The organism is Marinobacter sp. NP-4(2019), from assembly GCF_003994855.1.
Taxonomy (GTDB): domain Bacteria; phylum Pseudomonadota; class Gammaproteobacteria; order Pseudomonadales; family Oleiphilaceae; genus Marinobacter.
Map to the genome: position 1 here is coordinate 1,870,590 of NZ_CP034142.1, position 22,556 is coordinate 1,893,145.

20 protein-coding genes and 1 tRNA gene are annotated in these 22,556 nt (G+C 57.6%); 12 read left to right on the forward strand and 9 right to left on the reverse strand.

The genetic code is table 11. The annotated features are described in order from the left end of the window. Nucleotides 1-4 precede the first annotated feature (4 nt). Together EHN06_RS08515 and EHN06_RS08520 are read right to left on the reverse strand one after the other, a co-directional pair. A complete protein-coding gene (locus EHN06_RS08515; protein WP_127331953.1) occupies nucleotides 5-607 on the reverse strand; it encodes an outer membrane beta-barrel protein in 603 nt (200 codons plus the stop codon). A gap of 109 nt (nucleotides 608-716) precedes the next feature. Continuing rightward, nucleotides 717-1,199 carry a hypothetical protein gene (locus tag EHN06_RS08520; RefSeq protein WP_127331955.1) on the reverse strand — a complete coding sequence of 161 codons (483 nt, stop codon included), beginning with the start codon at nucleotides 1,197-1,199 and terminating at the stop codon, nucleotides 717-719. 108 nt (nucleotides 1,200-1,307) lie between these two features. Between EHN06_RS08520 and EHN06_RS08525 the strand changes: the two genes are divergently transcribed. Next, nucleotides 1,308-2,597: a M18 family aminopeptidase gene (locus tag EHN06_RS08525; protein ID WP_127331957.1), complete on the forward strand. Its 1,290-nt coding sequence runs from the start codon at nucleotides 1,308-1,310 to the stop codon at nucleotides 2,595-2,597. A gap of 57 nt (nucleotides 2,598-2,654) precedes the next feature. On the opposite strand, the gene EHN06_RS08530 is transcribed toward EHN06_RS08525, so the two are convergent. Then, nucleotides 2,655-2,730 (reverse strand) — tRNA-Asn (locus EHN06_RS08530). 72 nt (nucleotides 2,731-2,802) lie between these two features. On the opposite strand from EHN06_RS08530, the gene EHN06_RS08535 reads away from it, so the two are divergent. Beyond that, nucleotides 2,803-3,807 (forward strand): YheT family hydrolase, encoded by a 1,005-nt coding sequence (locus tag EHN06_RS08535; protein ID WP_323053023.1) that lies wholly within the window; start codon nucleotides 2,803-2,805, stop codon nucleotides 3,805-3,807. Nucleotides 3,808-3,814: 7 nt separating this feature from the next. Here EHN06_RS08535 and EHN06_RS08540 read toward each other — a convergent pair whose 3' ends face one another. Beyond that, nucleotides 3,815-4,456 (reverse strand): arylesterase, encoded by a 642-nt coding sequence (locus tag EHN06_RS08540; protein WP_127331959.1) that lies wholly within the window; start codon nucleotides 4,454-4,456, stop codon nucleotides 3,815-3,817. Between the two features lie 47 nt (nucleotides 4,457-4,503). Between EHN06_RS08540 and EHN06_RS08545 the strand changes: the two genes are divergently transcribed. Together EHN06_RS08545 and EHN06_RS08550 are read left to right on the forward strand one after the other, a co-directional pair. After that, nucleotides 4,504-5,196, forward strand: coding sequence for an ABC transporter ATP-binding protein (locus tag EHN06_RS08545; RefSeq protein WP_127334394.1), 693 nt, complete (start codon nucleotides 4,504-4,506; stop codon nucleotides 5,194-5,196). Beyond that, a complete protein-coding gene (locus EHN06_RS08550) occupies nucleotides 5,196-7,682 on the forward strand; it encodes an ABC transporter permease (RefSeq protein ID WP_127331961.1) in 2,487 nt (828 codons plus the stop codon). The genes EHN06_RS08545 and EHN06_RS08550 overlap by 1 nt, the downstream gene beginning before the upstream one ends. A gap of 8 nt (nucleotides 7,683-7,690) precedes the next feature. On the opposite strand, the gene EHN06_RS08555 is transcribed toward EHN06_RS08550, so the two are convergent. The 4 genes from EHN06_RS08555 to EHN06_RS08570 all read right to left on the reverse strand — a co-directional run bounded on the left by EHN06_RS08555 (nucleotide 7,691) and on the right by EHN06_RS08570 (nucleotide 11,823). Beyond that, complete coding sequence (locus tag EHN06_RS08555) at nucleotides 7,691-8,482, reverse strand: substrate-binding periplasmic protein (protein WP_127331963.1); 792 nt, start codon at nucleotides 8,480-8,482, stop codon at nucleotides 7,691-7,693. A gap of 196 nt (nucleotides 8,483-8,678) precedes the next feature. After that, a complete protein-coding gene (locus tag EHN06_RS08560) occupies nucleotides 8,679-9,866 on the reverse strand; it encodes an iron-containing alcohol dehydrogenase (RefSeq protein ID WP_127331965.1) in 1,188 nt (395 codons plus the stop codon). Beyond that, nucleotides 9,866-10,411, reverse strand: a complete 546-nt coding sequence (locus tag EHN06_RS08565; protein ID WP_127331967.1) for a hypothetical protein — start codon at nucleotides 10,409-10,411, stop codon at nucleotides 9,866-9,868. The genes EHN06_RS08560 and EHN06_RS08565 overlap by 1 nt, the downstream gene beginning before the upstream one ends. 188 nt (nucleotides 10,412-10,599) lie before the next feature. After that, nucleotides 10,600-11,823 (reverse strand): M48 family metalloprotease, encoded by a 1,224-nt coding sequence (locus EHN06_RS08570; protein ID WP_127334395.1) that lies wholly within the window; start codon nucleotides 11,821-11,823, stop codon nucleotides 10,600-10,602. Between the two features lie 245 nt (nucleotides 11,824-12,068). On the opposite strand from EHN06_RS08570, the gene EHN06_RS08575 reads away from it, so the two are divergent. The 7 genes from EHN06_RS08575 (at nucleotide 12,069) to EHN06_RS08605 (ending at nucleotide 19,992) form a co-directional block, all read left to right on the forward strand. After that, nucleotides 12,069-12,806 (forward strand): DUF599 domain-containing protein, encoded by a 738-nt coding sequence (locus EHN06_RS08575; protein WP_127331969.1) that lies wholly within the window; start codon nucleotides 12,069-12,071, stop codon nucleotides 12,804-12,806. Nucleotides 12,807-12,824: 18 nt separating this feature from the next. Beyond that, on the forward strand, nucleotides 12,825-13,295 hold the full coding sequence (locus EHN06_RS08580; protein ID WP_127331971.1) for a PaaI family thioesterase: 471 nt from the start codon (nucleotides 12,825-12,827) through the stop codon (nucleotides 13,293-13,295). Then, entirely contained in the window at nucleotides 13,292-13,726 is a 435-nt protein-coding gene (locus EHN06_RS08585; protein WP_127331973.1) for a PaaI family thioesterase, read from the forward strand. The genes EHN06_RS08580 and EHN06_RS08585 overlap by 4 nt, the downstream gene beginning before the upstream one ends. A 373-nt stretch (nucleotides 13,727-14,099) precedes the next feature. Beyond that, nucleotides 14,100-15,992, forward strand: coding sequence for a molecular chaperone HtpG (htpG, locus tag EHN06_RS08590; RefSeq protein ID WP_127331975.1), 1,893 nt, complete (start codon nucleotides 14,100-14,102; stop codon nucleotides 15,990-15,992). Between the two features lie 117 nt (nucleotides 15,993-16,109). Then, on the forward strand, nucleotides 16,110-16,328 hold the full coding sequence (locus EHN06_RS08595; RefSeq protein WP_127331977.1) for a DUF2835 domain-containing protein: 219 nt from the start codon (nucleotides 16,110-16,112) through the stop codon (nucleotides 16,326-16,328). A gap of 383 nt (nucleotides 16,329-16,711) precedes the next feature. Continuing rightward, on the forward strand, nucleotides 16,712-18,886 hold the full coding sequence (gene katG / locus EHN06_RS08600; RefSeq protein ID WP_127331979.1) for a catalase/peroxidase HPI: 2,175 nt from the start codon (nucleotides 16,712-16,714) through the stop codon (nucleotides 18,884-18,886). A gap of 134 nt (nucleotides 18,887-19,020) precedes the next feature. Further along, the gene (locus EHN06_RS08605) at nucleotides 19,021-19,992 is read left to right on the forward strand and encodes a tRNA dihydrouridine synthase (RefSeq protein ID WP_127331981.1); all 972 of its coding nucleotides are present in this window, start codon (nucleotides 19,021-19,023) and stop codon (nucleotides 19,990-19,992) included. A gap of 7 nt (nucleotides 19,993-19,999) precedes the next feature. Here EHN06_RS08605 and EHN06_RS08610 read toward each other — a convergent pair whose 3' ends face one another. Next, complete coding sequence (locus EHN06_RS08610) at nucleotides 20,000-21,013, reverse strand: class I fructose-bisphosphate aldolase (RefSeq protein WP_127331983.1); 1,014 nt, start codon at nucleotides 21,011-21,013, stop codon at nucleotides 20,000-20,002. Between the two features lie 162 nt (nucleotides 21,014-21,175). Here EHN06_RS08610 and EHN06_RS08615 point away from each other — a divergent pair, with 162 nt between their 5' ends. Further along, on the forward strand, nucleotides 21,176-22,549 hold the full coding sequence (locus EHN06_RS08615; RefSeq protein ID WP_228257443.1) for a hypothetical protein: 1,374 nt from the start codon (nucleotides 21,176-21,178) through the stop codon (nucleotides 22,547-22,549). Nucleotides 22,550-22,556 lie beyond the last annotated feature (7 nt).

Consider the following 22,556-nt stretch of genomic DNA (forward strand, 5'->3'; position numbering starts at 1 on the left):
GTCATCAGAATTCGTAGCGAACACCGCCGGAGAATTGGAAGGTGTTGGCACCCGATCCAGTATCCTTGAACAGCCGGCCACCCTCAAACACCAGATAGCCATTGTCGATCACTTCGAAATCCACCCCGGCCAGCCAGCTGACGCTGAAGCTGCTGTCGGGGAAGTCTCCCTCAATGTCGCGAAACTGACGGTTCTCGTCTGCGTCGGGATTAACCAGTTCTGCATCGCCGCTGATATGGGAAAAACCGGCCTGGGCGTAGACGTTGGCGTAGCTGGTGACAGGGTAATGCAGCCCGATGTACCAGCTCGCGAAGTAGTCGATAGAGAGCGTCAGGTCGCCGGTTTTGGCGTCTTTGTAACCGCCGCCGGCACGAACTTCGGCATGGAACCGGTCGGTGATGTGGCTGCCAACGACGAGGGTGCCTGTCTGGCCCCAGGCGGCTTCGTTAGTGATGTCGCCGACGCTGCGATGGTTCAGGACGGTGGCGTACAGGCCGACGTAGTGCCTGTCTTCGCGGGCTTTGTCGCTGGCCGTGGCGAGGTCGGCGCTGACCAGGGCGATGGGCAGCAGGACTGCCGGCAGGGTATGTCGCAACACCTTGTTCATTGTTATGGGCTTTCCTGACGTTTGCGGGTACGGGCAGATTCTGCCTTCTGTAACGGTGTGTTACGTCGACCCGCGTCACACTTCCCTCAGGGAAGCCCGGATTGGTGCCTTAGTCTTCCAGCAAGCCTTCTTCCCGAGCCAGCAGGAGTAGGGCATAGACACAGTTTTCGGCGCGTGTGGGCTCCAGCCCCTCGTCGAACAGCAACTGGCGGCGACGATCTTCGAGGGTATTGGTATCGAAGGTGGTGATCAGTTCGGTGATGGGGGCAAGTTCGAAAGGGGCTTCCATGCTGACGGCGGTAAAAATCAGGTCCACCAGGATTTCATCCGGGTCCATGCCGTCGGTGAATACTGTCTGGTCCGGCAAGTCCTGGTGGAGTTCACGTGCCAGTTCAATCAGGGGCACGCCCTGTTCTTCCAGGTAAAGCAAGTCGATGTCGCCCAGGTCGCCGTCCTCGGGAATCCAGCTGTCTTCCGGGGCGATGACCACGGTTTTCAGGCGCCCGTCCTCCAGTGACCAGGACATGGCGGTGGGAAACAGGGTGTCGTCGGTCTGGCAGTATTCGATGTCGAGAAATCGTGGTAGCGGCAAGGTAAACTCCCGGTGTCGTCTGGTGCCATTCAATTCAGGGACACCAGTATGACGGTTATTGGCTTCATGCCATACTGTTGCCGGTATTATCAGTTAATCAGGAGCATCATGGAACACGCGCAGTTTAATCACGGTTTGCTGAATTTTCTCGATTCCTCCCCAACCCCCTGGCACGCAGTGGCCACGATGAAGGCCCGCCTCGACGAGGCCGGCTTTACCGAGCTGGATGAGAAAGACGAGTGGTCGCTGGACAAGGGCCAGGGCTACTACGTGATTCGCAATGGTTCTTCGATTGTGGCTTTCCGAACCGGCAAGGGAGACGTTGTTGAAAGCGGCATCCGCATGGTTGGCGCCCACACCGATAGTCCCTGCCTGAAGGTCAAGCCGAACCCGGAACTACGTCGTAAAGGTTTTTTCCAGGTCGGGGTGGAAGTCTACGGCGGTGTTTTGCTGAACCCCTGGTTTGACCGTGACCTGTCGCTGGCCGGCCGTGTCACGGTTCTGGATGATGCTGGAGCGGTGAAAGATGTGCTGGTCAACTTTCGAAAGCCGGTTGGTTTTATCCCCAGCCTGGCGATCCATCTGGACCGTGAAGCCAATAGCAATCGCTCCGTCAATGCCCAGACCGACCTGCCACCGGTGCTGATGCAGGTGCCGGACTCTGATACCACCACGTTCGCCTCCTTGCTGGAGCGTCAGATAGCGACTGAATCCGGTCTCGGGGTTCGCAAGGTGCTGGGCTATGAACTGAGCTTCTACGATGCCCGGGGCGCTTCGTTTGTGGGTTTGCGAGACGAGTTCATTGCCTCGGCACGGCTGGACAACCTGCTGAGCTGTTACATTGGTCTCCAGGCGTTGCTGGGCTCCTCCGCTGATGAACCCGCGCTGCTGGTCTGCAATGATCATGAAGAAGTGGGCAGTGTGTCCGCGGAAGGCGCCCAGGGCCCATTCCTGTCAGCCCTTCTGGATCGCTGGTGCGGGGCGGAAAAGTCCCGTGTGATTGCGCGCTCGATGATGATTTCGGCGGACAACGCCCATGGTATCCATCCCAACTACATGGATCGCCACGACGAGAACCACGGCCCACTGATCAACCAGGGGCCGGTGATCAAGGTCAATCACAATCAGCGTTATGCCACCAACAGTCGTTCCGCCGGGGTGTACCGCCATATCAGTGACGAGTTGGGGTTACCCCACCAGACATTTGTGGTGCGCAGTGACATGGGCTGTGGCAGTACCATCGGACCGCTGACGGCGGGGAATCTGGGGGTGACGACGCTGGATATCGGTGTGCCTCAACTGGGCATGCACTCAATTCGTGAGATGACCGGAACGGAAGACGGTTATACACTGTATCGTGTGATGCAGGCATTTATGCAGCGGCCTCAGATTTTCTGAGGCCCGGAACGAAAAATGCCGCTGGTTTCGCAAGAAACAGCGGCATTTCGGAATAAGTGGCTCCCCGAGCTGGGCTCGAACCAGCGACAAACGGATTAACAGTCCGTTGCTCTACCAACTGAGCTATCGGGGAACAGCTTCAAGAGGCGCGAATAATAAGGACTTTATTCGCTGGGGTCAACCCTCTGAATTAGAAGGTTAAAAATTGTACTACCAGTCTGCTCCCCATCCTGTGCCGCCGGATATTGGTAAGCGGGTATTCCGTTATCAGCCACCACCGTGGCTGCGTAATGGTCACCTGCAATCGGTGTGGCCAACGCTGTTTCGCAAGGTAGCCCTGGCGGAGCCGGAGAGGGAAGTGCTCACCACCTGTGACAACGACGAGTTGCACCTGGACTGGTACCGCCAGGGCAGTGATCGCCTGGCCATACTGTCCCACGGGCTTGAAGGTCACAGCCGCAGGCCGTACATCCTGGGGCTGACCCGGGCATTGCTGACGGCGGGTTGGGATGTGCTTGCCTGGAACTTCCGCTCCTGCGGCGGAATAATGAACCTTCAACCCCGGTTTTACCACAGTGGTGCAACGGAAGACCTGGACCGTGTGGTGCGCCACGGTCTGTCCCGGGATTATCGAACACTGTTCCTGTCCGGTTTCAGTATGGGCGGTAACCTGACCCTACTGTACCTTGGTCAGCAGTCGGAGAGAGTGGACAGCCGCATTTGTGGCGCGGTTACCTATTCCGTGCCCTGTGATTTGGCGGGCAGTGCGGATGAGTTGGCCAAACCCAGCCGGAAAATCTATATGCAGCGGTTCCTGAGGGATCTGCATGTCAAGATGAAGGAGAAAGCCCAGCGTTTTCCGGATCTGATCGATGCTACCGGTTTTGAAAACATTCGTAGTTTTCACGAATTCGATAACCGCTATACAGCGCCATTACACGGCTTTCGCGATGCCCGGGACTACTGGGCCAGCTGTTCAGCCCTTGGCAAACTGAGGGATATCCGGGTGCCGTCGCTGATGATAAATGCCGCTGACGATCCCTTTCTGTCCCCCCGGTGTTTCCCCGAATCAAGGGAACTGTTGGGCCAGTACGTCCATATGGAAGCGCCACGTTGGGGTGGTCACGTGGGCTTTGTTGAGCATGCCAGGGACGGTTATTACTGGTCCGAGCGCCGCGCCATCGCCCAACTCCAGTCGGTGGTGGGATAAGCCCGGCTTATTTCAGCAGCGGCTCCAGTTCCGGCCAGATATTGGCCAGTAGCTGGCTTTGGGCATTCGCGGTGGGGTGTATGCCGTCAGACTGCATCATGCCGTCCTGGTCATAGATGCCTTCCAGAAAAAACTCAACCAGGCCGGTGTCATAGCGTTTCGCCAGTTTGGGAAAAATCCCGGCGAAGATCCGGGTGTAGCGTTCGCCGTAATTGGGCGGAATTTGCATACCCACAAGCAGGGGATGGGCGTCGGCATCGCGTACGTGCTCGATCATTCTGGCCAGGTTTTTCTCGATCACAGTTGGCGGGAACCCCCGCAGGCCATCGTTGCCACCCAATTCGATGACCACAACCTCCGGCTCATGTTTTTCGAGCAAGTCAGGCAGACGACGCAAGCCGCCGTCGGTGGTTTCGCCGCTGATGCTGGCATTGACGACCTGCCAGTTCTCCAGGCCTTCTTCATCCAGGCGAGCGCGCAGCAGAGCAACCCAGGCCTCGTCCGTTTGTACGCCATAGGCCGCACTCAGGCTGTCCCCGACGATCAATACGGTGTTTGATGTGTGATTCTGATCAGCCTGAACCTGTGTAAAGGCACAAATAAAAACGATGAAAACTATTGATCTCAGACGTAAAAATACCGTATCCATAGACAACCTTAAGATCCGAAATCGTTGGAGACGCCGTGAACGAACCCATGCTGAAAGTCAGCGACCTGACCCACCGTGTCAGTCTGGAGACTGATACGTTGACGATCTTGCAGGGGGTCAGTCTGGAAATCAATCGTGGTGAGTCCGTAGCTATCGTGGGGCGGTCCGGATCGGGCAAGACCACGCTGCTGGGGTTGCTGGCCGGGCTTGATACCCCCACAGAAGGCACCGTTGAACTGGACGGCGCGGTGATCAGCAAACTGTCCGAGGATGAGCGTGCCAGATTACGGGCGCAAAGGGTTGGTTTCGTGTTCCAGTCGTTCCAGCTGCTACCGGCGCTGACGGCGCTGGAGAACGTGATGCTGCCACTGGAATTGGGCGGGCAGGAGTCGCCGGATAAGAAGGCCCGGGAATTGCTGGAGCGGGTGGGGCTGGGCGAGCGCCTTGGTCATACCCCGCGTCAGTTGTCCGGCGGTGAACAGCAGCGCGTTGCCATTGCCCGGGCGTTTGCGTCGGATCCGATGGTGCTGTTTGCGGATGAACCCACGGGCAATCTGGACAACCGTACCGGGCATGCGGTGTCGGACCTGTTGATGGCTCTGAACCGGGAGCAGGGCACGACGCTGGTGATGGTGACCCACGATGAACACCTGGCCGCACGCTGTGGCCGTCAGTTCAGTATCGAGGCGGGCGTTATCACCGAGCTCGGTACCCGCACCGAAGAGGAGCCCGTCATCTGATGGTGGCTTCCCGTAAACTGATGTCCATACGCCGCGACTGGCGCGAACGGGATGTTCGCGTTGTGCTGGCAGCCCTGATGATTGCCGTTGCCACGGTGGCCACCATTGCACTGTTCGCCAGCCAGCTGCAACGCACCCTGGTTTCCTCGGCCAGTTCGTTTCTGGCAGCGGACCGGCAACTGGAAGCAGAAAACGGTCGCCCCGTTCCCGACGATTGGCTGGCGGAAGCGCAGAGCCGTGAACTGGAAACCGGACAGATGGTTGAGTTCTCCACCATGGTGTTCGGGGCGGACAATTTCCAACTGGTATCGATCAAAGCGGTCAGCAACGAGTATCCGTTGCGCGGTCAGGTCGAATATCAGCCGGGTCCGGATGAACCCCGGCAACTGGTGTCTAACGGACCGGGCCCCGGCGAAGTCTGGATCAACCCACGACTGCTTCGGCTGTTGGATACCAGCGTGGGTGACACTCTGGAAGTCGGCAATCTGGAACTGGAAATTTCAGGTCTGCTGGTGCGCGAGCCCGACGGAGGCTTCCGCCTGTCGGCCCTGGCTCCGCGGGTGATGATGCATGCTGACGACGTCCCGGACACTGGCGTGATCCAGGAAGGCAGCCGGGTGGAATACGTTTACCTGTTCGCCGGGGAGGAAGCAGCACTGGAAGGCTATTATCGCTGGCTGGAACCGCAACTGGAACCCAGTCATGAATGGGAGGGCGTGCGGGACGGTGAAACCTTCTCCCGCTCCCTGGAACGTGCCGAACGCTTCCTGCTGTTGGGCGGCAGCCTGGCGGTTATGCTGGCTGCCGTCGCGGTAGCCGTTGCCAGCCGTCAATACGCCCTGTCGCAGCGGGATACCGTGGCGCTGTTGAAAACCCTGGGTGTGAGCAGTCAGGGGATCGGCAAACTTTACTTGCAACGGCTGGGCCTCTGGGGGCTGGCCGGTGCAATCGGGGGACTGGTGATTGCTTTGCCGCTGTATTGGTTGCTGTCCAGTCTGCTCAGTGATGTGTTGGAGCGACCGGTGGATTACCAGCTTGATCCCGCCGCACTGGCGCCGTCCCTGCTGACGGCGTTGGTGTCCCTGTTTGCGTTTGCGTATCCGCCCATCCGCCGCTTACGTAACGTACCGGCCATGCGGGTACTGCGTTCCCAGCCAGGAGAATCCGGACGGGAGGCGCTGCCCGATCTTGCGGTTGCCCTGGTGGCAATTTTCGGACTGGTGTGGATGTATGCCGGCGAAGTGTCCCTGGTTCTTGCCTTGCTGGGTGGGTTGGTTCTGTTACTGGGCACCCTGGCATTACTCGGTTGGCTGATGGTGCTGGGGCTGCGCAAAATCAGTGGCGGTGGCAATGCCTGGCGCCTGGCTTTGGTGGGGCTGTATCGGCATCGGCGTGCCAGCCTGTCGCAAATTGCCGTGTTTGCCATGACGTTGATGCTGGCGGCCACGTTGATCCTGGTGCGAACCTCACTATTGGCGGACTGGCAGGCCCAACTGCCGGAAAATACCCCCAATCACTTTCTGATCAATATTGCCCCGGAGGTAGTCGAGGACATTGACGCCTTTTGGCAGGAGCGGGGTCAACCGCTGGATCAGCTGTATCCCATGGTGCGTGGCCGGTTTACCGAGCTGAATGGGGCGCCGGTCAAGGAAGCGGTTACCAAGGACGAGAGGGTCGGTGCCCTGAACCGCGAATTGAACCTGACCTGGATGGAATCCCTGCCGGCGGATAACGAGATCGTGACCGGTAAATGGTTCAGCCAGGGCCAGACCCACGGTGTTTCTGTGGAGGCGGAACTGGCGGAAAAACTGGGCCTGAAAGTGGGTGATGAACTGACCTTTACCATAGGCTCGGAGAAAGTCACGGAGCCGGTTACCAGCATCCGTACGGTGCAGTGGGACAGCATGAAGCCCAATTTCTACATGGCCTTTCCACCTGGGGGCGGTCTGGAGGGTATGCCGGCCACCTGGATTACCAGCTTCTATCTGCCATCTGGCAACAAAAATGCCCTTAATGAGTTTTCCCGTCAGTACCCGACAATTTCCGTACTGGAAATTGATCACATCATTGAGCGCATACAGGACATCGTGAGGCAGGTAACCCAGGCCATTGAGGCTATACTGGCGCTGATCCTGGCTGCAGCTCTGGTGGTGATGGCTGCCGTGGTCAGTGCCACGCTCCGGGACCGTCAGCGGGAAGGGGCGTTGTTGCGTACGCTCGGTGGCCGTCAGTCCCTGCTGGTCCGCAGCACCATGCTGGAGTTTGCATTGCTGGGCGTGTTCGCGGGTGTCCTGGGGGTGGCAGCGGCAGAGGCTGCTGTCTGGGCTCTCCAGTTCCGGATGTTTGAGGGCGATTTCCAGTGGCACTGGGCCATTGTGTTGCCGATCCCTCTGTTCAGTGCAGTTGTTCTGGCTCTGTTCGGGCGCTGGCAACTCAGGCCGGTGTTGAATGTGTCGCCGATGTTGTTGCTGAGGCGCCTGGAGTAATCCGGCGCTCAACGGTAGCGGGAGAGTATGGCATCCAGTTCGCCGTTTGCGCGGATGTTGGCGAGTTCGGCGTTAAATAACCTGGCAAACTCTGCCCAGTCTTTGCGGAGCATGAGGCGGAAGCCATAATTGCTGATGCTTTCCTGTGAGATGCGAAAGTTCTTCCGCCATCCCTCGTTACGGAGGATCCACTGACCAACCAGCCGATCAGCAATGGCTGCATCAAAGTGCTTTCCATGGAGCGCAAAACTGAACATGTCCCGATCGCGGGATACGTCAAAACGCTTGATCTCGCCTGACTGGAAATAGGGTTCCAGTGCAGGGTAGGAGTAGCCCAGATGCGTCACCAGGGTTTGTGAGAACAGATCTTCCGGCGTTTCGTATGTCAGGTCGGAACCTGTGGGTATAAATATAACTTCCTCGACCGCAACGATGGGATCGGTAAACAGGAACTGGTCCGGGTCGTCGGTCCATTCGATGGCCCGTGAGGTGCCATCAATGTAGCCTTTCAATAGCATCTCATCCACGCGCTTGCGGGGAATCTGCTCCGGGACGATCTTATAACCAATACGTTCCGCAATCAGCGTAACAACTTCCCACATGATGCCCGAAGGTTCCTGCCCATCCACAATCAGGTAGGGCGGGTAGCCATTGGGAGAAACATTAAAGTGCAGGGTTCTGGTATTGCTGGGGGCAGCGCTGTCTGCGGATGCCAGGCCTGTCAAAACAAACGTGGAAAGAAGCAGCAGGAGTGAGAAGACAGGGGATGGCACAGTATGGCGGGATGTTCGGTTCGGCATAAAGGATGGCTCTGATGTCGGAAACTGGATCTAACCCGGCACATCCTTGCCAGCTTTCGGGTAATTGTTACTTTTTTGTAAGGCCTTTTCAATAATTTGATGTATATGTTTTGAAACTCCTGTTCTGGTCTTTATCGGTGCAGGTGTCACCCCGGTTATCCGGGTGGCCTGCACCGATATCGAGTCAGGTTCCGGGTTACGCCCAGGCGCGGCGAAGCACTTCGCGGGCGTCCTCCAGGGTGACTTCTTTCGGATTGAACATAATCGCGCCATCGTCCAGCGCCAGTGAGGCAATCTGGTCCAGCTGTTCCTCAACCACCTTGCCGGTCTCCTTCAGGGTGCGCGGCAACTGGCAGTGCTTGTACAGCGCGTCCCGCAGGCGGCGGATGGTGGAAATGCTGGCTTCAGCACGACGGGCCGACGGTGTGGCCGCGTACACATCCGGGCCGTCCAGATACAACAGCAGTTCGCCCAATGGCTCGCGGATGGAGTCAATGTTGTACTCCAGCACGTACGGCAGATACAGGCTCATGCACAGACCGTGGGGCAGCTGACAGATAGCGCCGGTCGCGTGACCAAGCGCGTGCACCAGACCGACCATGGAGTTGGAGAAGGCAATGCCGGCCATAGTGGAAGCCTGGGCCAGTTCCAGACGGCCGTCGGCGTCTTTCGGGTTTTCCATCACCGACAGCAGAGAGGTGCTGATTTTCTTGACCGCTGCCGTGGCGTAGGCGTCGCTGAGCGGGTTCTTCGCCATGCAGGTGAAGGCTTCGGTGGCGTGGGTCATCGCATCCATGGCGGTTGCAGCCGTAATGTGGGGCGGCAGCGTCAGCGTCATCCGGGGGTCGATGATCGCGGCGTTCGGCAACAGGAACGACGATGTGAACGGAAGCTTCACATGCTTTTCAGTGTCGGCGATCACCGCCACGGCGGTCACTTCGGAGCCGGTGCCCGCGGTAGTCGGCACAACGAAGAACGGCTTGAGTGGGCGTTTGAGCACCCCGGCACCGGCATAGGCAGCGATATCGTCGCCCCCTTCGGACACCAGAATGTTGACGGCCTTGGCGGTATCAATAGCGGATCCGCCACCGACTGCAATGATGGAGTCACACTTCTCTGAGCGGTAGATGCCGGCAATGTCACGGACCACACCGGTGGATGAGTCCGGGGGTACGTCATCATAGATACTGACGATTTCCAGCCCGCTTTCCTCGCATGCGGAGATCACCGGGTCGAGCAGGCCAGCGGCGCGCACGCCCTTGTCAGTCACAATCATGGGGCGTTTGGCTGACATGCCGGTCAATTCGTAAGGGATGTGCTCCAGGGCAGCCTTTCCGGCGATGACCTTAACCGGGCAAAAGAACTCATAGTATTTGTTCGTCATTATGCTCTCACCGTTTCGACAAAATTGGTTGCGACCTTGAGATAAATGCGTACTGCACTGATCAGTTTTTCCGGCAGGTGCAGGTTGGCGGGGTATTCCTTGACGGCCCGCTTGGCAACAAGTTTCGGAAGAATAAAGGCTTCCAGCCGGTTCAGTACCCGTGTCATACGGATGGCGTAGCTGATATCGCCATCCACCAGCATCCTGTCATTGGCAAAGGCCACGGAGGTCTTTTCCTGGAACGACAACACCATGAAGGCGTGGGCAATGTGCTTGAACTGTATCGACAGGTCCACCGGCCGGGGGGCGGTGCTGCCGTGGTAGTGGAAGCGGCCACTACCGGTATGCTCGACGATAAGGCTGGAGCCGTTCGGCATCACCATCATCTCGAACAGGAAACCCTCCGGAAGGGCTGCGGCTTCCTGTTGGACTGTCTCATCCACTTCACTAACGGCCTGAAGGGCGCGGCCCATAACCTGGAACATCAGCTCCACGTACAGTCGTCTCGCCTGAAAAGCCATCGGTTGGATACGTTTCGCTAACATGGCAATCGTCCGAATGTTGTTGGTGTAATCTGATTTTTAGAGTTATTGCTCTAAAAGTCAATGCGGTCAGTGACAGAAGAGGGCTGTCAACACGGCAAAAACCAGGGAAGGCACTGTGGTCCGGGGCGGGGATCCGCATACACAAAGGCCCGGAGGGGACCGGGCCTTTGTGAGGAACTGTTAAGCGGTTACCGGGTCAGGTTGGCGAGCTTCCTTTTGGCCTCTTCGGCTACGTCGCCTCCGGCTTCCGCCGCCGTACTGTAATACCTGATGGCATCATCACGGCGGTTCTGTTTTACCGCCACATCACCCAGGCGTAAATAAGCGATGGAGGTCGGAACCACCTCGTTGGCTTTGGTGAGGTTGTCCCGGGCCTTGTCGAGCTTGTTGAGGGCCAGCGCATTCAGGCCATTGCGCAGGCGGTAACTGAACATTTCAGGGTAGAGTGACACCGCTTTTTCGAAGTCCGCCTCGGCCCTGGCGGTGTTCTCCTGCGCTTCGTAAATGCGCCCTCTGAGTGCATAAAACAGGGCTTCGTCCGGTTCTATACGGATAGCTTCGTTGATCTTGGCAAGCGCGGCCTCCATGTCACCCTCACGAGCGAGCTTCAAGGCCTCGTCATGGGCATCGTAAGCAGGCTCAAGTTGCCTGGCTTTGGCCAGTTTTCTGTCGTAAACATCCTTGCCGCGGTATCCACCGGCGCCATACTTCTGAACCAGCTTGCGGTTCTCTTCAACCCGCTTCCGTGAAGGGGGGTGACTCGCGAAGAGGCCATCAATAAAGCTCGACTGGCGCCCTTCCGACAGTTTTACAAACAATTCCTGGAGCTCCACTGCGGCCTGGGGGTCGTAGCCGGCCTCGACCATGTACTCGATACCATAGCGGTCGGACTCCAGTTCGTCCCCCTGGCTGTACTGGGCCTGGATAATCTGCGCGCCAAGAGCAGCGCCGCCCATCAGCACGCCGGCCCATTCGTTATCCGACAGAGCGAAACCCAGCCCTGCTACACCGGCACTGATCAGCATACCCTGTTGCATGCGCTGCACACTGTGGCGTGCCGCGGCGTGGACAATTTCATGGCCAAGCACGGATGCGAGCTGGGCTTCATCTTCCAGTTCGGTCAACAGGCCCCGGTTGATGGCAATCTTGCCGCCCGGCAGCGCCCAGGCATTGGGGACGCTGCTGTTCAACACCACGAATTCATAGGGCAGGTCAGGGCGATCGCTGACCCTGGCCAGCTTCTGGCCAACTTCCCGTACATAGACCGTCAGGTCCGGGTCAAGATAGAACTGACCGCCCTGAGTCTGCTGGGTCGGGGTGTATTGCTCCGCACCGATGGAAAGCTCCTGGCTTTCCGGAATCAGTGACAGCTGCTTTTCCCCGGTGACCGGGTTCACGGAACATCCCGCCATGGCAAAGAGCAGGGCGATCAAAGGCAGGCAGCGTAAGAACAGCCGATTCGTCACGGTAAACTCCTGTTATCGGTCCTTGATCCGGGGTGTACGTCACCCCGAGTGGTCAGGTTCAGTTTATACCACATCCGGTGGTCAGCGGTTATAGCTACCCATGCCCGTGTTCTCTGGAGAGAATGCCCGGCAAAGTGTATGATAAGTTTCTTGTTAACCCTCCTTTTTTCGATTCCGCCAATGGAACCTGCATGGGTAATATTCTGGAACTGACTGCGCTGGCCTGGTTTCTGGTGTGCTGGATTGGCTACACCGAGTACTCCCGCCGTAAAGCCAATGACCGACCCTGTCTTTCCAATACCCTCGACCTGTACCGGGAGGACTGGATGCGAGGCATGCTGCGGCGGGACAACCGTATCCCGGACGCTTCGGTTGTGGGCAATCTGGAGCGCAACGGGGCTTTCTTTGCCTCGAGCTGTCTGCTGATTCTCGCCGGTCTCATTACCGCGCTGGGGTACACCCAGGAAGTGATGGAAGTGTTCAGCACCCTGCCGTTTGGCAACCTGCCGAGCCGGGCGATCTGGGAGCTGCGCCTGGTGGTGATGCTGGTGGTGTTTGTCTATGCGTTCTTCAAATTTACCTGGTCTATGCGCATGTACAATTTCGTGGCGGTGTTCATCGGGAGTGCCCCGTTGCCGGAGGATACCAAGGTCAGCCCAGCGGCGCGTGAGGCGTTTGCCCGAAGCGCGGCCCGGGTATGCAACCTGGCGGGGGATGCCTTCAACCTTGGTTTGAGATCCTACTACTATGCCCTGGCGGTGGTGGCCTGGTTTATACACCCGGTGGCGTTTATTGCCGCGTCCACCCTGGTTGTGGTGATTCTCTACCGCCGGGAATTCCGGTCCGATGCTTTGGAGGCCCTGCGCGCTGGAAAAGTGTTTGAAGAACCTGCGGCTAAATCTGCTACCGTCCCGAAATCCAACAGTTAACCGAACTGGCCAGACTGAATGACTGATGACATCCGACTGAACCGGGTTCGCCGGTTTATTGAAACCCTGAACCAGGCCCGGGAGCTGGGCCTGACCGTTGAAGAAGCCGGTGATGGTGTACTGACCATGCGGCTGCCGTACAGCGACCGCATTATCGGTAACCCCGACACCGGCGTGATCCACGGTGGCGCCATTACCACACTGATGGACACCACTTCCGGCTCGGTCATCATCTGCGCGTTGCCCGACTTCGAACTGTGCCCGACCCTGGATCTGCGGGTCGACTACATGCGACCGGCGGAGCCTCACAAACCGGTGTTCGCCCGCGCGGAAACCTACAAGATCACCCGCAACATCATTTTTACCCGCTGTGAGGCCTACCAGGAAGGTGGCGAGACCATTGCCAACTGCGTCGGTACCTTTATGCGTATCGGCAAGGAAGCCACCCCCAAAGGTTACCGCGATCTGATCATCGGAGGTGACGAATGACCGACCCTGAAATCCTCCGTTTTACCCGCGAAAGCGGCGACTTCACCCGCCTGCTGGAAAGCATTCCCTACGCCCGCTTTATCGGCCTGGAGTGCGACCGTTTCGGCGATGACCTGATCTTCCGCTTGCCGAAAAAGGAAGAAAACCTGGGAAACCCGATTCTGCCGGCTATCCATGGCGGTGTGATCGGTGGGTTCATGGAAATGTCCGCCGCCATTTACTTGATGATGTCCCAGGACAGCCAACGCATGCCCCGCATCGTGGACTTTTCCCTGGACTACCTGCGTGCCGGGCTGAACCGTGAAACCTTCGCCGAGTGCCGCCTGACCCGCCAGGGCAACCGCGTGGCCAACGTGATGATCACCGCCTGGCAGAAATCCCGTTCCCAGCCGATTGCCACCGCACGCGCCCACTTCCTGCTGGAAGACTGAATTCGATCTGACCGGGGTTGAAATACCTCGGTCGAACCCCATTTCAGGACTCAGCATATTAAGCATTGGTGCAGGCAAGCAGTTGAGGATGGGTATACGAAACACGCCTCGAAACGTCCATGTGTGGCTCGGGCTCCGCCATCCATGGCTCCGCACGGTTTCGTATACCCATCCTCAACTGCTCGCCCAGGCTCCGTGCAAAAATTGATATTACTCAACAGTTGGGTGGTGTGGTCGGGTCGTCCTTTCCAAAACCCTGCGGAGCCATGGATGGCGGAGCGGAGCGTACAAGGACGTATTCACAGCGTGTTTTGGAAAGGACGACCCGACCACACCGCTCCTCCGAACGTAAACAGCAGGAGAAACAAAAGCCATGACGGTTGAAGCGCAAAAAGAAACCCTGGGTTTTCAGACCGAAGTGAAGCAACTGCTTCACCTGATGATTCATTCCCTGTATTCCAACAAGGAAATCTTCCTTCGTGAGCTGATCTCGAACGCCTCGGATGCGGAAGACAAACTGCGTTTCGCGGCATTGAAGGATGACAGCCTGTACGAAGGTGACTCCGAGCTGAAAATCCGCCTGGACTACGACAAGGAAAAGAACACCATCACCCTGACCGACAATGGCATCGGCATGACCCGTGATGATGTGGTTCAGAACCTGGGTACCATCGCCCGTTCCGGCACCGCCGAATTCCTGCAGCAACTGTCGGGTGACGAGAAGAAGGACAGCAAGCTGATTGGTCAGTTCGGTGTGGGTTTCTATTCTGCGTTTATCGTGTCCGACAAGGTGGAAGTGTTTACCCGCCGCGCTGGCGCTGCACCTGAAGAGGGTGTGCACTGGGAGTCCAACGGCGATGGCGAGTTCACCATTGAGCAGGTAAACCGTGCGAACCGTGGCACCGAGATTGTCCTGCACCTGAAATCCGATGCCAAGGAATTCGCCGATGGCTTCCGCCTGCGTGGTCTGGTGAAGAAGTACTCCGATCACATTTCCTTCCCGGTGGTGATGAAATCCGAGTCCGAGGAAGAGGAAGAAAAGGGCAAGGACGAAACCGTCAACGACGCCACCGCGCTGTGGACCCTGCCGCGTACCGAAATCAAGGACGAGGAGTACAAGGAATTCTACAAGCACATCGCCCATGATTTCGAAGACCCGCTGACCTGGTCCCACAACAAGGTGGAAGGCAAGCTGGACTACACCAGCCTGCTGTACATCCCGGCCCGTGCGCCGTTTGATCTGTACAACCGGGAAGCGCCCCGTGGTCTGAAACTGTACGTGCAGCGCGTGTTTATCATGGACGACGCCGAGCAGTTCCTGCCGCTGTACCTGCGCTTCGCCAAGGGTGTGATCGACTCCAACGACCTGTCGTTGAACGTTTCCCGGGAGATCCTGCAGAACGACAGCACCGTGGAAAGCATTCGCACCGCGCTGACCAAGCGTGTACTGGACATGCTGTCCAAGCTGGCGAAGAAGGATCCCGAGCAGTACCAGAAGTTCTGGGGTGAGTTCGGCACGGTCATCAAGGAAGGTCCGGCGGAAGACTTCAGCAACCGCGAAAAGATTGCCGGCCTGCTGCGTTTTGCCTCCACCCATACCGGTGAGCAGACCCAGAACGTGTCCCTGGATGACTACATTGGCCGCATGAAAGAAGGCCAGAACAAGATCTACTACATCACCGCCGATAACTTCATGGCCGCCAAGAGCAGCCCGCACCTGGAAGTTTTCCGCAAGAAGGGCATTGAGGTGCTGATCCTGTCCGACCGTATCGACGAGTGGATGATGGGCTACCTCAACGAATACGACGGCAAGCAGTTCCAGGATGTCGCCCGGGGTGATCTGGATCTTGGCGAAGTGGAAACCGAGGAAGACAAGAAGCACAAGGAAGAGGCCGCCGAGGAGCACAAGGACCTGCTGGAGCGCATCAAGAAGGCTCTGGACGACCGGGTTCAGGAGGTGCGGGTGACTAACCGTCTGACCGACTCTCCGGCCTGTCTGGTGGTGGGCGACTTCGACATGGGCGCCCAGATGAAGAAGATCATGGAAGCTGCAGGCCAGAAAGTGCCGGACAGCAAGCCAATCTTCGAGATCAATGTGGACCACCCGCTGGTCCAGCGGCTGGAAAACGAGAAAGGCGAGGAGCGCTTCAGCGAGCTGTCCGCGGTACTGCTGGATCAGGCCACCCTGGCCAGCGGCGAGCAGCTGGCGGATCCGGGTGCTTATGTGACCCGCCTCAACCGTCTGTTGCTGGAACTGGCCAACTGAGGACTGGAAATCCTATGTCGGATTACGCCTCTGGCTAATCCGACCTACGAGGCTGAGACCAGATTCACGTAGGTCGGATTAGGCGCAGCCGTAATCCGACAGCAAGGTCAAAAATACATGCAACAGATTATTGTGGATATCAACATCAGCCCTGATGAGTGGATCAAGCTCTACCAAGGCGTGGCCACCGATGTTCACACCAGGGCCCGGGACGGACGCTCCGTCCGTTTCCCGGCCCGTATTCTCTCCCGTTTTTACCTCCGCGACGGCGTTCGCGGCAGCTTCCGGATTCTCTTCGACCAAGACGGTAAATTCGCTTCCATCGAGCGACTTTGACTGTCGATAGGTTTAGCGTTCACCCGTCAGTCTATACGATTAACAAAAGCTTTAAAAAATCTTTGTTTAATTAATTGTTCTTTAACTACCTGTGGATCGTAAGGTTTAACTGTTCCCGTTGACGCAGGAGTTGTCCCATGTCAGTACCCCGTAATCTTTCTCCCGTAGCATGGAGAAATACGCTCGACATTCTGGTGGACTACTGTCGTAACTACGCTGAAGCACAGTGATTTTGCCCGCTGGAATGAGCGGGAACGATTCATAGCCATTCACTATCCGGATATTAGAAAACATTCAAGCAGCCAACTGTGGTTGATCTATATTGAATGATGCCCTTGTCACAAATACGTTTTTTGCCAATGACGCAGAAGCAGGAGAGAACGATGAGTGAGAATAATGGTACTGGTGGTAAGTGTCCGGTCATGCACGGTAGCAGCACTGCGGCCGGCCAGAATAACACCAGCTGGTGGCCCGAAGCCCTGAACCTGGACATTCTTCACCAGCATGATCGTAAATCCGACCCGATGGGGGAGGCCTTTGATTACCGTGAGGAAGTCAAAAAGCTGGACTATGACGCCCTGAAGCAAGACCTGTATGCATTGATGAACGACAGCCAGGACTGGTGGCCGGCGGATTGGGGCCATTATGGTGGTCTGATGATTCGTATGGCCTGGCACGCTGCAGGTACGTATCGTCTTGCCGATGGTCGTGGCGGCGGTGGTACCGGTAACCAGCGTTTTGCGCCGATCGGTTCCTGGCCGGATAACGTTAGCCTCGACAAGGCCCGCCGTCTGTTGTGGCCGATCAAGAAGAAGTACGGCAACAAGCTGAGCTGGGCGGATCTGATGATTCTGGCCGGCAACGCGGCCTATGAATCGATGGGCCTGAAGACCTTCGGTTTTTCCTTCGGTCGTAAAGACATCTGGCACCCGGAAAAAGACATCTATTGGGGCGCGGAGAAAGAATGGCTGGCCCCGCCCGACACCCGATTCGAGGACCTGGACAAGCCGGACACCATGGAGAACCCACTGGCCGCTGTGCAGATGGGTCTTATCTATGTGAACCCGGAAGGCGTCAACGGTCAGCCTGATCCGCTCAAGACCGCAGAGCAGGTGCGGGAAACCTTCGCCCGCATGGCCATGAATGATGAGGAAACCGCAGCGCTGACCGCCGGCGGCCATACCGTCGGTAAGACCCACGGTAATGGCGATGCCGAAGCTCTTGGTCCCGAGCCGGAAGGCGCCGACGTTCATGAACAGGGGCTGGGGTGGTTCAACCCCAACATGCAGGGGAAAGCCGCTAATGCCGTTTCCTCTGGTCTCGAAGGCGCCTGGACAACCAACCCGACCAAGTTCGACATGGGCTATTTCGACTTGCTGTTCGGTTATGAGTGGGAGCTCAAGAAGAGCCCGGCCGGTGCCAACCAGTGGGAGCCCATCAACATCAAGGAAGAAGACAAACCGGTTGATGCGAGCGACCCGTCCATTCGCCACAATCCGATGATGACCGATGCGGATATGGCGATGAAGATGGATCCGAAGTACCGCGCCATCTGCGAGAAGTTCATGGCAGATCCCGAATACTTCCGGGACTGCTTCGCCCGGGCCTGGTTCAAGCTGACCCATCGGGATATGGGGCCAAAGAGCCGTTATATCGGCCCGGAAGTGCCCGATGAAGATCTGATCTGGCAGGACCCGGTGCCACAGGGCGAGACCAACTACATCGAAGAAGTGGTCAAGGAGAAAATCGACGACGCCGGCCTGAGCATCAGCGAGCTGGTCAGCACCGCCTGGGACAGCGCCCGTACCTTCCGTGGCTCCGACATGCGCGGTGGCGCCAACGGCGCCCGTATCCGCCTGGCCCCACAGAAAAACTGGGAAGGTAACGAGCCGGAGCGTCTGGCCAAGGTGCTGGGAGTCTATGAGAAGATCTCCGCTGAAACCGGCGCGAGCATCGCAGATGTTATCGTGCTGGGTGGCAACCTGGGCGTTGAAAAGGCCGCGAAAGCTGCCGGCTATGACGTACACGTTCCCTTCCTGAAGGGCCGTGGCGACGCCACCGACGAGATGACCGATGCAGAATCCTTCGAACCGCTGGAGCCGGTTGCCGATGGCTTCCGGAACTGGCAGAAGAAGGAATATGTGGTCAAGCCGGAAGAGCTGCTGCTCGACCGCGCCCAACTGCTGGGCCTGACGGCTCCGGAAATGACCGTCCTGCTCGGTGGCATGCGTGTGCTCGGCACCAACTTTGGTGGCACCAAACACGGTGTGCTCACGGACCGTGAGGGCCAGCTGACGAACGACTTCTTCGTCAACCTGACCGACATGACCTACAGCTGGAAGCCGGCGGGCAAGAATCTCTACGAGATTCGTGACCGCAAGACTGACCAGGTGAAGTGGACCGCCACCCGGGTAGACCTGGTGTTCGGCTCTAACTCCATCCTCCGGGCCTACTCGGAGGTATATGCTCAAGACGACAACGACGAGAAGTTTGTGAACGACTTCGTTGCCGCCTGGGCCAAGGTCATGAACAACGACCGTTTCGACGTGAAGAAATAAGTCGATAGCAACAGGCCGGGCATCCTGATTTCGGGATGCCCGGCTACCAACTTCCCGCCAGATTCCTTACAATCCGCTCCGTCCGATTTTTGATCAGCTGCTGACTGATTTTCCATTCATCTTCCGGAGCCTTCATGCGAATTATTCTTGCCCCGATGGAAGGGCTGGTAGACGCACCCATTCGTGAAACCCTGACGAAAGTCGGCGGTATTGACCGGTGCGTCACCGAGTTCATTCGCGTGACCCACGGCATGCTGCCGCCCAGAATTTTCTACAAGTACGCCCCGGAGCTGCATAACCGGGCTCTTACCGAAGCCGGCACACCGGTCGCCGTCCAATTGCTGGGGTCAAACCCCGGAATGATGGGCCGTCACGGCGCGAAAGCGGTCGAGCTGGGTGCGGGGCAGGTGGACATCAATTTTGGTTGCCCGGCCAAGACTGTCAACAAACACAAGGGCGGTTGTGTGCTGATGCGTGAGCCGGAACTGATGCATGAGATCACCGCCGCTGTCCGTAACGCGGTACCGGCCGGAATTCCGGTCACCGCCAAGATGCGCCTGGGCTATGATGACCGTTCCATGGGCGTGGCCTGCGCCCAGGCGCTGGAAGCGGCAGGCGCTGAAGAGATCGTTATTCATGCCCGCAGCAAGGTGGACGGCTACAGGCCGCCCGCTTACTGGGAAGAAATCGCCAGGGTCCGGGAATCCGTCAACACCCATGTAATTGCCAATGGCGAAATCTGGACCGTGGACGACTACTGGCGTTGCCGTGAAGTTTCAGGTTGTGAAGACGTCATGATCGGGCGGGGGCTGATCGCCCGCCCGGATTTGGCCCGTAAGATCCGCGCCAGTCAGAAAGGCGAATCCGTGACGGACATGACCTGGCCGGAAGCCGTAGTCCTGGTTCGTGAATACGCCTTTGCCTTGCAGCAGCGTCTGGAAGACCGGTTTGTCACCGGCCGCATCAAGCAATGGCTCAATTACCTCCGCCAAGGCTTCCGCGAAGCCGACATCCTCTGGCCGGAAGCCCGCAAGATCCGCCTGGTTGAACCGATGCTGGCCTGTCTTGAACGACCAGTACCGGTGACAGATTCCCGCGCAGCGTGAGTCCTCTTTAATCTTCCATGTCGGGCCGGTAATTGCCTGACCGCGCTGCACCATTCAGCCGGGCCCGTTTCAGGAGTGCTGCCTGTGCAGCCGGGCCATTATCCCGATTGCCGGCCCATGCTTTCTGGGCCGGCTCCTGAAGCGCCCGTCCATAAGAAAAGCTGAGTTCCCAGGGTTGGGGATCCATGGCGTTCATGGCATTCAGATTGGCTGTTGCCTCTTCGGGTGTCTGCCCCCCGGACAAGAAGCAGATGCCCGGAACGGCCGCGGGTACTGCCCGGCGAAACACATCGATTGTTGCCTTTGCCACCTCTTCAGGTGAAGCCTTCGGGTTCTCCTTCCCTGGTGTCACCATGCTTGGTTTCAGAATCATTTGCTCCAGTGCCACTTTGTGTCTGTAAAGGGCATGGAACACCTCTCTGAGCACGGCTTCGCTCACTTCCGCGCAGCGCTCTATGGTGTGGTTGCCATCAATCAACACTTCTGGCTCCACGATGGGCACAATTCCCATGGATTGGCATATCGCCGCATAGCGCGCCAGCACTTCCGCATTAGCCTCCATGGCCTGTCGCGAGGGAAGGGTGTCGGAGATATGAAACACATCGCGCCACTTGGCGAACCGGGCTCCCTGATTCCGGTAGAGTTCCAGCCGGTCTTCGAGGCCATCCAAACCCACTGTTATCTCGTCACCGGGGGCATTTATCAGTGGTTTTTTGCCTTTGTCCACCTTGATGCCAGGAACCATTCCCTGCTTTGCAAGAAGCTCTGGTATTGGCTGGTTGTCGAGACTGGTCTGGCCCAGAGTCTCCTCAAACAGTATCACTCCACTGATGTACTCGCCCAGACCGGAGGCTGAGAAGATGAGGCTACGGTACTCACGACGTTTCTCTTCACTGGACTCAACGCCAACCGCGTTGAAGCGCTTGGCGATGGTGGGGTGGCTTTCATCTGCGGCGAGAATGCCCTTGCCGGCTTGTACCAGTTCCCGAACTGTTGCACTTAGTTCTTCCTGAATAGTCATGACGAGCTCCTGGGTAATCCATTAACGGTCAGAGTGTGGTTTGGGGCTGTTCTCTTATTGTAGACGGTCAATAGTGCATCCGAACTTGATCTGGGCTAAGGCCAAAAGCAATGCAGTGAATTAATCTCTAAACAACAGGGACTGCAATAGGGGTAGGCCTGAATGAAAACCGTCATCAGTGTCAGCCTGGGAGCTTCCGAGTATGACTACCACCTGGAAACTGAATTTCTGGGACAGTCTTTCCGTATTATCCGCATTGGAACGGACGGTGATCTTTCGAAGGCCGAAGCAGTATTGGAGTCGGTCCATGATCAGGCGGACGCCATCGGTCTGAGCATGGTTCATGACCACTATGAGGTCGGTCCTGAGCGGATTGAACATCCGGATACGGCGCGTCTGGAGGCGTGGGTTACTGACAAGCCGGTAACCACCGGTGCAGGTCTGCGGGGTATCTTGCAGGAGTGGGCTGTTCGACACACACAGTCAGAGCTTGGGCATTTCTTCGATAATGCTCGTGTGCTGTTTTTGAATGGTCAGGCTGGCTACCGTATCGCCAAAGCGTTGTCCGAGCATACTGAAAACCTGTTATTTGCAGACCCTTACACCGATTTTTGCGTGCCCCGGATACTTACGTCCCTGAAACAACTGGAAACCTATACTTCACTGACGACATCCATTGTGTTTCGGCCGGCGGCGGTAAAAGCCGTCGAAAGCATCCTGCTCAGGCCACTTCTTCGGCTCGGTGAGGGCCTGGTTCAGGGGTCGCTGCGGCAGGCTGCGTCCGATGTCCATGTCATTGTCGCCTCTATCGGCGACCTGGAACTTTTCAGCCGGAATGAGTTGGACGGTAAAACCGTGATCACCTCACGCGTGACAGATGCTGTCCTGGACTGGATGCGATCCCGTCGCGTAGCCATGGTGGTGGATTACAGCCCCTGGCTGGAAGGACGGCCAGTAGGCGTCAACGTTCTGGATGCCATGATCAGTACCGCTCTTTCACGGACTCCGAAGCAATTGGGGCCGGATGATTATCTGGATGTGATCCAGAGACTGGGCATAGAGCCCAGAATTCTGTACCCGAACGGGTATCGGCGTGTGAACCGTTTTGCTTTTGTGATCCACCCACTGTCGCAGCAGTACCTCACCAAGACGCCGCCACTGGACTGGATCGCCAGCGTATCGCCTCCGGTCGTCATGAACCTGGTTGAGAAGGCTGTGGCCTATACACCGCCGTTTGTCTACTCGAAGGTTTCGGGCATTCGATCGCCTACCGGCGATGAGGCAGAAGGCTGGTTGATTACTGTGGGTGGTACCCCCGCGAAATCATGGCCCACGGACCGGAGTTTACATACGGGAGGCTGCTGCAGGCGGCGAAACTCGCCAAAAAACTGGGGGCTCAGATCATGGGTCTTGGCGCCTTTACCAAAGTGGTGGGGGATGCGGGCATTACAGTGGCCAAACGGGCGCCATTGCCGATTACGACTGGTAACAGCTACAGCGCTTCTGGCGCACTTTGGGCGGCCCATGACGCCATGAAGAAAAT